The 13,975-nt window shown below is 62.5% G+C and carries 11 protein-coding genes; 4 read left to right on the forward strand and 7 right to left on the reverse strand.

Annotated features, from left to right (window positions below; genetic code table 11):
* Window positions 1-621: 621 nt before the first annotated feature.
* Together EF834_RS12630 and EF834_RS12635 are read right to left on the reverse strand one after the other, a co-directional pair.
* Window positions 622-954 carry a hypothetical protein gene (locus tag EF834_RS12630; RefSeq protein ID WP_127947565.1) on the reverse strand — a complete coding sequence of 111 codons (333 nt, stop codon included), beginning with the start codon at window positions 952-954 and terminating at the stop codon, window positions 622-624.
* 1,370 nt (window positions 955-2,324) lie between these two features.
* On the reverse strand, window positions 2,325-3,269 hold the full coding sequence (locus EF834_RS12635) for an alpha/beta fold hydrolase (RefSeq protein ID WP_127947566.1): 945 nt from the start codon (window positions 3,267-3,269) through the stop codon (window positions 2,325-2,327).
* Between the two features lie 188 nt (window positions 3,270-3,457).
* Between EF834_RS12635 and EF834_RS12640 the strand changes: the two genes are divergently transcribed.
* The 3 genes from EF834_RS12640 to EF834_RS12650 all read left to right on the forward strand — a co-directional run bounded on the left by EF834_RS12640 (window position 3,458) and on the right by EF834_RS12650 (window position 9,154).
* Entirely contained in the window at window positions 3,458-4,408 is a 951-nt protein-coding gene (locus EF834_RS12640; protein ID WP_127947567.1) for a helix-turn-helix transcriptional regulator, read from the forward strand.
* 407 nt (window positions 4,409-4,815) lie between these two features.
* Window positions 4,816-5,580: a Hachiman antiphage defense system protein HamA gene (locus EF834_RS12645; protein ID WP_127947568.1), complete on the forward strand. Its 765-nt coding sequence runs from the start codon at window positions 4,816-4,818 to the stop codon at window positions 5,578-5,580.
* A gap of 532 nt (window positions 5,581-6,112) precedes the next feature.
* Window positions 6,113-9,154 carry a DEAD/DEAH box helicase gene (locus EF834_RS12650; protein ID WP_235871182.1) on the forward strand — a complete coding sequence of 1,014 codons (3,042 nt, stop codon included), beginning with the start codon at window positions 6,113-6,115 and terminating at the stop codon, window positions 9,152-9,154.
* A gap of 150 nt (window positions 9,155-9,304) precedes the next feature.
* Here EF834_RS12650 and EF834_RS12655 read toward each other — a convergent pair whose 3' ends face one another.
* The gene (locus EF834_RS12655; RefSeq protein WP_164874128.1) at window positions 9,305-9,718 is read right to left on the reverse strand and encodes a DUF4160 domain-containing protein; all 414 of its coding nucleotides are present in this window, start codon (window positions 9,716-9,718) and stop codon (window positions 9,305-9,307) included.
* Between the two features lie 949 nt (window positions 9,719-10,667).
* Complete coding sequence (locus EF834_RS12660) at window positions 10,668-11,129, reverse strand: VOC family protein (RefSeq protein WP_127947571.1); 462 nt, start codon at window positions 11,127-11,129, stop codon at window positions 10,668-10,670.
* Window positions 11,130-11,373: 244 nt separating this feature from the next.
* On the opposite strand from EF834_RS12660, the gene EF834_RS12665 reads away from it, so the two are divergent.
* Window positions 11,374-11,886, forward strand: a complete 513-nt coding sequence (locus EF834_RS12665) for a hypothetical protein (RefSeq protein ID WP_127947572.1) — start codon at window positions 11,374-11,376, stop codon at window positions 11,884-11,886.
* A gap of 79 nt (window positions 11,887-11,965) precedes the next feature.
* Here the strand turns inward: EF834_RS12665 and EF834_RS12670 are convergent, their stop codons facing one another.
* From EF834_RS12670 to EF834_RS12680, 3 genes are read right to left on the reverse strand one after another with little or no spacing between them, the layout of a single operon-like run.
* Complete coding sequence (locus tag EF834_RS12670) at window positions 11,966-12,208, reverse strand: helix-turn-helix transcriptional regulator (RefSeq protein ID WP_127947573.1); 243 nt, start codon at window positions 12,206-12,208, stop codon at window positions 11,966-11,968.
* Entirely contained in the window at window positions 12,198-13,049 is an 852-nt protein-coding gene (locus EF834_RS12675; protein WP_127947574.1) for an ABC transporter permease, read from the reverse strand. Before EF834_RS12675 ends, EF834_RS12670 begins: the two co-directional genes overlap by 11 nt.
* Window positions 13,046-13,975 carry an ABC transporter ATP-binding protein gene (locus EF834_RS12680; RefSeq protein ID WP_127947575.1) on the reverse strand — a complete coding sequence of 310 codons (930 nt, stop codon included), beginning with the start codon at window positions 13,973-13,975 and terminating at the stop codon, window positions 13,046-13,048. The genes EF834_RS12675 and EF834_RS12680 overlap by 4 nt, the downstream gene beginning before the upstream one ends.

Consider the following 13,975-nt stretch of genomic DNA (forward strand, 5'->3'; position numbering starts at 1 on the left):
CATTGCGGAGCGACACTGTTGTCGGTCGCAGTAATGCTGCGGCGGCGGCGAATCTGACCGCTGAGTGGGGGTCGCGGCGGAGGTGTTCCGTAAACGACCGTATTTGATACCACTGTCGAGATGCAGCGAGGATCAACAGGACCCGCCGGTGGAGTTTGACGGATCTCGGCCGGCAGCGTTCAACTCCGCTCGTTGCACCTGGATTAGTGAGACCCCTCATCGCTGCATCTCGACAGGGTGCGGTGCAGTTTCAGATGTCGACTGCACGAGATCTTCTGATCCCGCCGCAACATACGCACCACCTCCTCCGTCGAGTGCCGTTTGCGGCCAGCCACGATCGCTATACCGCTTCGACGCCCTCACCCGGGCAATCAGGACTCAAAACCAGCTGGACCGATTCACGGGGAACACGCCATACAGGGCTGTGCTTCCGGGGGCACAGCCGTTCTCGAGATCAGTTCTTCGGTGACGGGTTGTTGCGATTTCGCTCAGCCGGATTCGGCCTGGTGTCCTCGATGTTCCTCGGTATGGCTGCACCCTCGTCTGCAGTTGCTTTGCTGCGGCGACCGATCGGGTCGACACCACAGGAAGAGGCGCCGACTCGAAAGGCGGTGCGCTGAATCAACGCAAGGAGCCGAACCCCAGCTCTATGGAGCCGAGCCACACGCGTGCTGTAGCGAGGTGCAGAGCGTTGATCGGTGCCGAGGGGCATGGGGGCACGCCGAGTATGATGTCGCCAGCGGCCTCCCAACACTCTGTGATCTGTTCCGGGGTGAAGGTCCGGTCGAATCGGTAAGCCTCCCATACGGTCTCAGCGGAACCCGCGAAGCTGCCGCCGTTGCCTGCAGGAAGGCTCCCGCCACCGATGGAGTCTTGGGCGTGGGCGACCGCAGGGGCTGCGGCCAGGAATAGCCCCGCTGCCGCAGTCGCGGCGATCTTGAACAGGCGTCTCATTGCTTCATCTCCAGACTCACGAATTACTCATCGTGTACGGGCCGATCGCGGGCCCAGCAGAACAGTATGGACTGCACGGTCTCCATGTGACGAAAAGGCATAAATCGGTCGTCGGCCGAACGCATGCGGCAGCGAGTTCGGCATGTTGGCGGTGGCCTGCTCCCCAAACCGGACCCGGTCTTCACCTCATGCGCAGACATCCAGGAAACCGGTAGCCCCCGGACGCAGCTGGAAGTACTTCTCGCGTCCTTTCGCCGCGAACACCGCAGACGTCTCCGACACCCGGGTCATCGTCCCCGCCTGGTACGGGTCGTCCCACTGGGACGACGAGCCTGCGGGTCCGGGAGTGGGGGACGACTGGTACCTCTGCCCAGTATTCGCCCGCGAAGAGCGCTTCCCGCGCGCCGCAGTGGGTGTACATGTCGAAGGCGTACGCGGTGCCCAACTCGATCTTGTCGGGCGCTGGCTCGGACGGAGTGCCACACGCTGCTACTCCTACTGCAAGGAGTGCTGTCGCGAAGAACCGAAACACGCTGCGGGTGAACGAAACCCGAGTCTCTAGATTCCCAATCTCGTGCCGTACCGGCATTTCGTAATCGATCCTCACCGATTTGCCGTGCCGTTGGCCGCAGGCGCAAGAAACACCGTGAATGCGTACGTCACCGCAGCGCACACCGCCGGGATCCCGAGAAACCACGCTCTGCCTGCCGAGTACGTGTTCACTGGAATCGCCGAACTGGCCACACTCCAGGCGAAGAATCCCGCGACCAGCAGGAATACCGCACCCGCCGAGCAAGTCGCGAATCTCTGTCGCCAACACCGCACCGACCGCGGCGGCCACACCTGCGCCGACCGAACGCCAGATCGCCACCCACCACTGACACCGAACCGACCACAACCCCGACGAACACGCCCACCACCAATGCCACCAGTGTCAGCCCGCCAAGGTCCGCGCGGACGCCCTCGACCGTCGCCACGGCAGCGCCAACCCCGGACGCAATACCGATCTCGCGCGTAGCCCACCCCACACGTGGAGCTAAGCACAGCGAGGCCCCTCAGGATGCAGGGGCACTTGCGATAGACGCAGGAGGATCGGCGGGAGATATTCCGGGTTGAGGAAGAACGGAACGAAACCTGGCGCTAAGCCCTTCGCCGGGAAGTTGTCCGGGAAACGTTCGATTCGCGGACAAGATCAATTGTTGTCGAAGTCCGACGTTGTCTGCTCGGGCTGGTGGTCGTGACCAGGCGGCGTGCACGGGTGGGTGAACCTTCCCGTGCACACCGCCTGGGCTCGTGTGCACTACGGCCGACCTGTTCCGCTCGAGCCGGAGTGCATGCTCAACCTCCTCAACCTCGAGACGCTCGCGGGACTAGGTGGCATCCTGCTGTTCCAGCCATTTCAAGATCGCTCGGTTTGTTTCTTCCGGCTTTTCTTGCTGGATCCAATGACCGCAATCCAGATTGACCACTTCCACATTGGGCACAAACTCTGGCAGGCTTTCAGACCTCGCGACCGCGTCCCGGTCGCCATAGATCATGAGTGCGGGATGTTGGATGATCGGGTCGACATCCGCCAGCAAGTGCCAGTTCCGGTCCAAATTTCTGTACCAATTGATACTGCCCGTGAACCCTGTTGATTCGAAGGCGGAGACAAAAACAGCCAGTTCGCTGTCGCTCATCAAGGGCTCACCGAGTGGTGTTTCTGCTCTGGCGAGATCGATCAACGCCATACCCGGTTGAGGCTCAGTGGGCGGCTCGTTCTTGCGGTACAGGTTGCGAAGGAACTGGAGCGTATTTTCTTCGAATACAGCGTCCGCGACACCTGGCTGCCGATTGAAGTGGACAAAGTAGAAGTCGCTGCCCAGCACGTCCTCCATGACCTCGATCCAGGGCTTCTCGCCGCGATCCTGGTAAGGCAGGCTCAGGTTTATCACTTTGTTGACCCGACTCGGATGCAACAGGGTCAGTCCCCAGACGACGAATGCACCCCAGTCGTGGCCGACGAAGGTGGCCTCCTCGTATCCAAAGTGGTCTAGAAGTCCGACGAGATCACTCGACAAGTGTTCGATGTCATAGCCTGCTACATCGGTCGGATTGGATGAGTTCCCATAACCCCGCTGGTTCGGGACGATGACGTGGTAGCCCGCTTCGGCAAGGGCGGGCATTTGGTGGCGCCACGAAAAGGCATGCTCTGGAAAGCCGTGACAGAGAACAATCGGGTTTCCAGCATTTTGTCGGCCCGCTTCGAAGACTTCGAGTTCTACACCGTTGACCGAAATAGTGCTGGGCTCGGGAAAATCGGTTGGATCAAACATTGCGCTTCCTCTTTATCTGTTCGGGGCGATCAGGGGACGAAGGTGCTCGAAGATGGCGTCGGCGGACCCCTGACAGTCCGAGGGCGGATCCGGTCGTGGGTAGCGGGACTCGTCGGTGAGGTCATGTGGGCATCTTGCCGACCGAAACCGGTCACCTTATGACCGGTTTTTGTGAAAAAGTTGTCAGTGTGCGAACCGACCGGCTAGTGGCCATCCTCCTGTTGCTGCAACGGCGCGGGCAGGTGACAGCCCCAGAGGTCGCCCGAGAGCTCGAGGTCTCCGAGCGCACCGCCCGCCGCGACCTCGACGCCCTGGCCATGGCCGGGGTGCCCCTGTACTCCATGCAGGGCCGAGGCGGCGGCTGGCGCCTCGTGGGCGGCGCCCGCACCGACCTGTCCGGGTTGACCGCGAGTGAGGCCCGCGCCCTGTTCCTGGTTGCCGGCCCGGCCTCGGCCGCGACGCCGGCCGTGAAGGCAGCTCTGCGCAAGCTCGTCCATGCCCTGCCTGAGCCATTTCGGGTGCAGGCAGAGGCAGCAGCGGCGGCGTTGGTGACGGACCCGCAGCGATGGGGGTCGAGTCCGATCGAGCACCGACCACAGCCTCGTTTCCTCGACGAACTCCAAGACTCGGTGATCCGCGGGGTCCAAGTGCGGCTCGGCTACGTCGACAGCAAAGGTGTCGAAACACAGAGAACCGTCCACCCGCTGGGCATCGTCGCCAAAGGTCCGTCGTGGTATCTCGTTTCCAACACAGAGGCCGGCCGGCGGACCTTCCGGATCGACCGCGTGGCGTCCGCCGAACCGACCGACGAACCCGTGCACCGACCTGAGGACTTCGACCTTGCCGAAAGCTGGCGCGAGATAGCCGACGAGGTCGACCGCAAGCGAACGCCCCTCGAGATCCAGGCGGTATGCACGCCCGACGGGATAGGCCTGCTCCGGAAGGTGCTCGGCGGTCGGCTCGAGGTGGGAGGGTCCACGACCGACGGCCGCGTCGAGGTCGTGATCCGCGGCCGCAACGAGTACGCGCTCGCCGGCGAGCTTGCCTGGCTGGTTGAATGGCTCGAGGTGACCGGCCCTCCGGGTGTGCGAGACCACCTGGCCTCGATCGGCAAGGCGCTCGTCGAGCGATACGGCTGAGACCGTCCCATAGTGTCGAAGTCCGAGGGGTCGGTACACGGGCTGATGGTCGTGACCAGGCGGCGTGCACGGGAAGCTGAACTTTCCCGTGGTCTGGGCTCGTGTGGACTACGGTCGATTTGTTCCGTACTCCTATGCACGACGGTGAGGGCTTGGGCATGGTCGATGAGCCGACGACATTCGAGCGGGGTGTGCTGACCGCGTCTCCGGATGTCTGTTCCGTACACCTCCGTATTTGCGGTTCCGGCAGAACATGATGCGTGCCTCGCATCCCCGACAACCCCTTGAGCGACACTTGCCGACGTATCATTTGGCGGGAGTCACTCAATGAGTGCGTCATTTTGGGCCACTCTGAGCATGATTCGGTGCCGGTCCGTGAACATGAGGTCAACCAAACGAGTGAGCCTGTGACTGACTTCAAACGCTGGTGCAAGCCGGAAACGGTCGTGCCGATCAAGGGACACACAGCGGGCATCCTGATCTCAAAGAACGACGACGCCGGAGTCGACGCCGTCGCAGCCACCCTCGCGGCGAAGTATGCGAAACCGGATGCGTTGGCTCGCATCGCTGAGAAACTCGGCAAACCGAAGGTCTCAGACTTTCTGCGGAACAAGTTTCCGGCGACGCCGCGGGGGCGGTCTGGAGACATGGGTGAAATTCTCGCGACCTCCTATGTCGAGGAGGACTGTGGTTACGTAGTTGGCCCAAGCAGACTCATTCACCGCGACCACCACGAGTGGGCGATGCGGGGTGACGATGCGCTCGGCGCCAAGTTCGACTCTGCGTCCAAAGTGCAGTTGTTGAAGACCGAGGCGAAGAGCCGGATTCGAACGACAGAGGCTGTAGTGAAAGAGGCGCGCGACGGACTGGAGCGCGAGGGCGGATTGCCGTCACCGCATTCGCTGGCCCAATTCGCTGAACGACTACTGGACACCTCTGACGTGTTGCTGGGCGAGGCTGTACTGGAGCTCCAGTTATCTGGAGGGGTCCGTCCTGACGCGATGTCTCACTTGATGTTCCTGTTCACAACGAACGACCCGAGCCAGCATGTGAATGACGACCTCGCCGCCTACACCGGTCCTATCAAGCAGCTCACGCGGACCTTGCGGGTGAACGCCCACCAAGAGTTCATTCATAGGGCGTACGAGAAGGCGCTCGCCGATGACGCGTGATGCTGACGATCTCGCTGCAACCCTCGAAAGCGCAACCGCGCCTCAGTTCCGGCAACGGCTACTTGCGCGAGGTCAAGCACAGTCAATGATTCGTCGCGACGGGGTCCTTCCGGACGATGCACCGCAGTTCAGTACCTACCTTGACGAGGACCTCCTCAGCTACAGCTACGCCCTCATGTCGACAAGTCTGCATCTTCTCGACGCGACAGACGGCGAGACCGACAACGAAACGCCGGGTGCTCGGACTCCGGCGGAGCGGTTGGCGTTGGCGCAGAACGGATTCATGCAGGCTTCGTTTGCGCTCGAGGCGGCCACCCGCAACGCCGTCCCCTCGGAAGACCTCACGTTTCACCGTCTGATCGCGGGCGCAGCGAGTCATCTTGGAGGGTACGCAGCGCGTGCATTCTCGCTTACGCAGGCGAGCACCCACTCGGGGCGACTGACGCCGATGGAGGCTACCCTTGCCGACCTGATCCTGCGTCGCCTCGACCGGATCGAGGAGCGTGCGCGTCAGCTCCGGTCCTCGGCTGACATGACGGATGACGCGGTCCTAGAATCCCTCCAAGAACGAGGCAGCGGGAACCTCGCTGTCGAATACGCCGATGACCTAGGGGCTGGCCCAGAGCTCGTGCTGGAGCCCGACCACGGCTCGAGCACGGTGGGCCCTGTAGTGCTGCTGCTAAGCGAGCACTACCTTTCCACTGTCTCGACCGCGCTGTTCGCCATCGCGTACAACGAACGGGGTCTATTGCGGACGGCTCTCGCTGATCTCGAGGCCGGCGAGCTAGCCTCCCTTGAGATCAGCGTTCCGGGCCCATGGTGGGCGTACAGGCTGACTCGACGTCTGCTCGGCGACCTCGCTCAGACCAGTATCAGAGCCAATATCCCCACCTCGCGCCCACCCGCGGCCACAGCACCCCAGACATCCCAAGCACGCCAGGCCAACTGGGTGTACCTCCGTCGAACGTTTGTGACGACGCTATTCGCGCGAGGGCGATCCGAGATCGATCTATGGCCATCGCAGCTGCACGTGGTGGAGCGCATATTTGCTGATGTCAGGGACCTTGTCGCTGCGCTTCCCACCAGCGCGGGAAAGACGCGTATCGCTGAACTTTGCATCCTCGCCTGCCTAGCCCAAGGGCGTCGAGCCGTATACGTCACGCCGCTGCGCGCCCTGTCCGCTCAAACCGAACGAGTCCTGGAGCGAACCTTCAGTCCGCTCGGTGTCAGGGTTTCGTCTCTGTACGGAAGTATGGGGGTCAGTGACGTCGACGAGGACGCACTGCGAATAAGCCAGATCGTCGTCGCGACGCCCGAGAAACTCGACTTCGCACTGCGGTCCAACCCGTCCCTCCTCGACGACGTCGGTCTGGTTGTCCTCGACGAGGGACACATGATTGGGCCATCGGAACGCGAGGTCCGCTACGAGGCCCAGGTGCAGCGTCTGCTACGTCGGGCCGACTCCAAGACTCGTCGAATCGTGTGCCTTTCGGCTGTCTTTCCCTCAGGCGCAGAACTCGATGATTTTGTCGGATGGATCACCAACGACGACCCTAACGGGTTGCACCATGAGGGCTGGCGCCCCACCCAGCAGCGGTTCGGGCTTCTCGAATGGCGAGGTGACCACGCCCGCCTGACGATGACTGTGGGCGAAGATCGTCCCTTCATTCCTCGCTACCTTGAGGCGAAAATACCTACAGGACAACGTAAGAAGTCGTTTCCGGCCAGCAATCGCGAACTTGTCATCGCAACCGCCTGGCGCTTGGTTGAGGAAGGCCAGACAGTCCTGATCTTTTGCCCTCAACGAAACTCAGTCGAGCCGTACGCCCGTGAGATCCTCAAACTCCGCCGTCAAGGTCTTCTCGATGCCGTCCTGCCGTCCGGGGTTGATCTCGACGGGGCCCTCAACATCGGCGCAGAATGGTTCGGCGTCGACCACCCGATCCTGGAATGCCTCAGACTAGGCGTTGCAATCCACCACGGGGCGCTGCCCGGGCCGTTCCGTCGGGAGGTGGAGCGACTCCTGGACGGCGGGATCATCAAGGTGACAGTGGCATCGCCTACGCTAGCGCAGGGCCTGAACCTTTCTGCGTCCGTAGTGCTGTTCCACGGTCTCCGTCGAGGTCGAACTCTGCTCAGCGGGGCGGAGTTCGCCAACGTCATCGGGCGAGCAGGTCGAGCATTCGTGGATACCGAGGGGTTGGTGCTCTACCCGTTGTACCAGCCGACCGATAAGCACCGACGAGACTGGCTACGATTGACCGTCGGCGATGCAGGAAAGACACTGCAATCCGGGTTGATCACGGCCAGCATCAACCTAATCCAGCGGATGTACACAGCGGCAGGCTCGCCGCCTCAGCTGGAGCACTTCATCGACTATCTCACTGGCGGGCCCGACTGGGCGTTTCCCGTCGTAGCGGATGAGGACATTGAGTCCCAGCGTGAGGCCGAGAACGCTTGGTACCAGAATCTCGCGCTACTCGATACCGGCCTCCTCAGTGTCATCGGCGACGACGAGGCCGATTCCGACGAGGTAACTCAGCGCTTCGCCGACGCGCTTCGCGACTCCCTGTGGGAGCGCCAGTTACGCCGATCCGAAGACCAACTTGCCAATGCTCTACGCGAGATAGTCAACAGCCGCGTCCGATACATGTGGCGCGTCTCGACTTCCGCGCAGCGGCGCGGCTGGTATCTGGCGGGGCTGGGCGTGAACGCCGGAACCTACCTAGGTCACGTTGCTTCCGACGTCGTCGAGCTGATTTCACAGGCCGAGAACGCGATCCGATTGGATGACAAAGATACGGCCGCGGACCGGATTGTGCAGATAGCCACCACACTGTTCTCGGTGAGCCCGTTCCAGCCCGAAACTAATCTCACGTGGCAGCCTGTCCTCCGACATTGGCTAAGCGGCGTGCCACTGGGCGAGCTCGACGAGGACCCGGTCAGCGTTGCGCAGTTCGTCGAGTCCGACCTGATTTACCGACTTGTGTGGGGCATGGAAGCCGCCAGGGTCTACGAATCAGCCCAAGGCAACGCGACCGCAGACGCGCTCATCAGGACGGCTATCACCGCGATCGAGACCGGGACGTTCAGCCGGCCAGCATCAATCCTCATCCGGTCGGGGTTCGACCACCGCGCCGCAGCGATCGCCGCCGTCACCACCACCGATGCGAACTTCGAGTCCGCCTCGGGTATGTGGAAGTGGATCCGAGACTTGGATCCCCGTCTCACTCAGCTGCCAGACTGGCCAACCGCTGAATCGCACTCGGCCTGGGACAAGTTCACAAGCCGCGCCCGCCGGCCCAGCAAGACTCGATGGGCACGGTATGCAAAACGGGTCGAGGATGTTATCTGGTACGACATCGTCCCTGACCCGAACGCCTGGTTGCGAGTGACAGACGCTGGCCCCGGAAAGATCGCGCTATGGTCCACCGGTTTCGAGCTTCTCGGCGAGGCGCGTGTCAACATCAACTCGCAGCGGCAGGGCGTATTGCATGCGCGACGGCTGCTCAAGGTACAAGGAATTGAGATGCACTACCGCGGTCCCAACGACCTTCTCATCCCGAGCGCATAACAGTAGCGACCTCTGGCTGCCCTGATCGTCGACGTCCGTCGATGGAGACCTCAACAATCTGGAAGTGGCTGTGGATCGTCCAATACTTCCGGTGACTCTTCAAGACCCACGTAGTTCCTCGGTTCTGTAACACACTGGGGGAGTAGGGTCTCAGGTTAGGACAACAGGGTCACCGTGATAGTCTTGCCACCAACTAGCTAGCTGGTCATGGTGCTTGCCGACTAGGTCTTGAAATCCTCGGATATCCTTGGCGCTCAAACCCTTCGGTACATTACCGGACAGTTCACCCGTTGTCAGGTCGACCTTCAAATCGGCCTCCGGATAAGCCCTCACCTTGATATGTGCATGGGGCGGTGGATGGTCATTCGTACGCACGATCAGTGTGACACCGTTCTGCAATCGCAGCCCCTCGGCAATGAGGGCGACGAGGAACCCGTCACTATCGAATCCAGCGACAACCTCGTTCTCGAAAATGTGATCGGCGATGTTCTTCAGCCGCTGAAGGACGTGCTCGGGCGTGATGTGTTCTGCCGCAGTGGCTTCCTCCCAATCGGCCTTCGTCATAAGGCGCGGGCGGTCCTGCTCTTGGTTCCACCAAGGGTTATCTGGGTATCGACTCACGAGGCTCAATACTATGTCGTCAGCACCACAGCGCGCTCGATCAAGTGTCAGAGAAGTCTCCGTAGGCTCGCTCACCTGATCGGGGTTTCGCCCGATCGTATGTGTCGCATGATGCCTGGTGAAGTCAGAAGGATGTAGACCAGCTCCGGCGAGTCCGTTAGGGGCGCTGGCTGAATAGCCGCCGATGTGACTTGCGTTAGAGCTTCAGGACCCGCAGTGAGTTTGGAACGATCGAGTAATCCCGTCTGTGCGTTCCTCAGATGTAAACCGAGATTGCGGGATCAGCGATGGAGAGGTCTGCCCCATTAGCCGCGCCCTGTTGGTGTTGTGGCACTGGCCATCTGCGTGACGTACCGATCGCTGCTGCGCGGAGCTGCGGGAGCGTCGTCGGCTTCGCTTGCGTGTAGGGTCGGCGGTCGGTGTTCATGGTGGGTAGCTATCGTGTTGGTGGCAATGACAGTGGTAGCGGGCCGATCAGCGCCACTGCCGAGTGAACTGAAGGATGAAGCTAGACAGAGAGTCGGTTGCCGACCGTGAGTCGGTAGATATCCGGGCAGACGAATCGACGCCACGCCGTCTTGTACTGGACCAGGTGGCGATAGATTGTCTTCGCAGGAGCATTCGCCGCCCGACGGTACTCCGTGGGTTGTCGTCTGACGTGTGGCGACCAACGAGTGCAAACCAGGAAAATCAGGGATCGTGACCAAGCCTGCTGACATCATTCGTGACCGCGCGGTGAAAGTTGACGAGGCCGTTCGGGGGGATCAGGTCGGCGCGTATCGCAGGGTTAAGCAGCTCGTAGCGACAACCATCAAGATAGTTGGACAGGACAACGGCACGGCGAGCGTTAGATCTATCTCGCGGCGCCGTCGGTGCTGAGGCGCCCTTCCTCCTATGAACGGAACTCCCCTCTCGCGCTTTCCAGCCATTCCGCTGCTGCAGCGTGATCCGCTGTTCGAGGAGCGGTCAGAATGATGCGGTTTCCGTCGGGATCGGTGATCGTCAGGTCCGTCGTGAACCACGGGGTGTCCGTCGGACCCTCAACGGTTCCGGCGAGGTCGGCTGTTCCTGCCAGCGCATCCGCTCGGGCGGCGAGGTCTTCGGCGCCGGCAGCGAGCGACACCGTGACGCTGCCGTCCACCGCTTCACCCTGCACGAGCAGCACATCCTGGTACTTCTCGCGTCGCAGATGAATCAACTGAACTCCTGTGGGGCCGGGAATGGAGGCGAGGGTGATGAACCCGACCTGGTGGTAGAACCTCTCGCTGACCTCGAGATCGCGCACGAGGAACGACGCAAACATGGGCATGGGATAGATGGAGCGGTCGATAGCCGCTTCCGTTGAAACCGTCATGCCCCCAGCGTCCAACTTGACGCGACGTGAAGGTCAAGTCTCCCGAACCATCTCCTGAACTGCGGACGAGCAGGGTGCCCGGCATCCGAGAGCACCGGAAGCTCCGTCCCATGGGCGACACTCCGACCGCGACGGAAAAAGAATCTTTCGGAAATCTCGTGTGACGGCGGCCACATAACGGTTAGATCGGACGATCAACGTACGAGCGTAAGCCGACTCGGACAAGACAACTGGGAGGTAATCCATGCCTGCTGCCCGCATGAAGAGGCTCGCTGCCGGTGCCGCCACGACGGTGGCTACCGTCGCGGCTATCGCGCTCACCGCGCCCGCCACCGCGTCGGCCGCCGTGAAGCCGCCGATTGTGGAGGCGTCGTCGTCCGGCACCACGATCAACATCTCGATCAAGAACCCGCACGTGCCCCTCGACCTGGTTGGCTGCAATGCGATGATCGTCGATGCCTCGAGCGTTCCCGCCATCGTCGAAAATCCCCTCGAGCTCCTCCAGCCCGGTGTCGTGGTCTTCCCGGTGTTCGACACGGTCGAGTCCCTGTTCGGCGTCCTTCCAGGGCAGACGAGAAACTATACGGTCGAGGATGTCGAGCCCGGCCTGTACGGCGTCGTCGGTGGGTGCATATCGTTGTTGGACCTGATCGCAGGCCCGACGATCACCGAGCCCGAGATTCTCGCGGTGGTGGACGTGGATACGGGCAGTCTCGGTAGCTTGGGTAGCTCCGAGATCCCTGCCTTCGGCAGCTGATTCGACTCCCCCGTTCAGCTCCCCACCGGTTCTCGCCGTTCCGGTGGGGAGCTGACAGGTTTTCGGGCCGGGCGTCGGGTTACGCGGACTCGACGCCCGACCCCAGCCTGGGGAACGGCTCGGTGGAGAACACGACCTCCACCGCCACCTCGAAGTACGCAGCGATACGCAGCGCCAGGTGCAGGCTGGGGCTGTACTCGCCGCGCTCGAGGTAGCCCACCGTCTGGTAGTGGACGCCCAGCGCCTCGGCCAACTCCCGCCTCGATATGCCCCGCTCGGCGCGCAGCATCGCGATGCGGTTGTAGATGACCTCAGAAGGCACGCTGCATCGCCCTCTCACGTCGTGCGGCCATGCTCGATCCCGATTCGTGACGCGCCATGCGCCGCAACACTACCGGCGCGATCAGCAGTCCCGCGACCGCCCAGGCCCCCAGTACCGCCGCGGTTTCGGCGTGCCGCCAGGACTCGCCGATCTCGACCGCCACCGCGTCGGGGGGAAGCAACGCCGATCGCATTCCGAGTCCGCTCCAGTACATCGGGAACACCTGGCCGACGGCCTGCATCCACCCCGGCAGTGCTGTGATCGGGTAGAAGATTCCCGAGATGGCGACGAGCCCCATGAGAGGCATCGTCAGCAGGAACGTCGCGCGGGGGCCGTCGAGGACAGCACCCAGGATCGCGCCGAGCGGCAGGGCGGCGAGCAGGCTGAGCAGCAGAACCCAGACGAAGGTCGCCCACGCGCTGAGGCCGTCCAGCGACGCCCCTCCGATGACGATCATGCCCACCGCGAGCACTACCGCCACCTGCACGACGACGGATCCTGCGGCCGAGACGATCTTGCCGACCACGTAGCCGATCATCCCGCCCGGCACCGCCTTGGCCCGCAGCAGCGTGCCGTCCTCACGGTCCAGGACAAGCACATTGGTGATCGCGAACAGTCCGTTGAACACGATGATCGACCCGATGAGACCGGGAACGGCGAGTTCGGAGATCGAGAGGTCGCTGCCCGTGTACTCGCGATTGCGCAGCAGGTAGAGCACGACCAGTGCGATGGCCGGGCTCATGAACTGACCGATCAGGTCGGGACCGGCGGTGAAGAGTTGGCGAAGTTCGATCCAGCCGCGAGCCAGGCCGGCGCGGACCGCGTTGGCAGTGGGGTTCATCGTGCGACCTCCGCGAGAGTGAGTGCGCTGGTCTCGGCGTCGCCGGTCTCGTGACGGCGGACCAGTTCCATGTAGGTGTCTTCCAGCGAGGCCCGGCGCACCTCGAGTTCGCCGATGGAATCACCGTGCTGCCGGAACAATTCGTGGACGAACTTCGTGGACTCGGCGGTTGTGTGCACGAAGCGCTGGTCATCGACGGTCCAGCGCACCTCGGCCTCACCGGCGATCTCGCGGGCCAACGCATCGGGCGATCCGTCGGCGACGATGCGTCCGCCGGCCAGGATCAGGATCCGGTCGGCAATCTTCTCCGCCTCGTCGAGATCATGGGTGGTGAGGAGCACGGTGGTGTCCTCGAGGTCGGCCAGACGATGCACAAGATCATGGAAGTCCCTGCGGGCCGCGGGATCGAAGCCGGCGGTGGGCTCGTCCATGAACAGCACCTTCGGGCGGCCCACGATGCCGATCGCCACGTCCAGTCGGCGGCGTTGACCACCCGAGAGAGTCGCGATCTTGGCTCCAGCCTGCTCGGTGAGCCCGACGAGGTCGATGAGTTCGTCTGTATCCCAAGGATGTTGGTCATCATCCGCGGAGTACGGTCGATAGAAGGCGGCGAGATGGGTGAGCAGATCACGCACGCGCCATTTGGCGTGGTCGCGCCAAGACTGTAGGACGACGCCTACCCGAGCACGCCAATGTTCGTCGCCGTCCTGGGGATCGACGCCCAGTACCGCGACACGGCCCGCCGAGCGGTTGCGGAATCCCTCGAGGATCTCGACGGTCGTCGTCTTGCCGGCCCCGTTGGGACCGAGCATGACCAGTACCTCGCCGCGCCGGGCCTGGAACGTGACGTCGAGCAGAACATCGTTGTCGCCGTACCGCATTCGCAGCCCGTCGACGTCGAGTACAACCCCACTCTTTGAATTCAT

It is taken from the genome of Rhodococcus spongiicola (assembly GCF_004011835.1).
GTDB lineage: Bacteria > Actinomycetota > Actinomycetes > Mycobacteriales > Mycobacteriaceae > Prescottella > Prescottella spongiicola.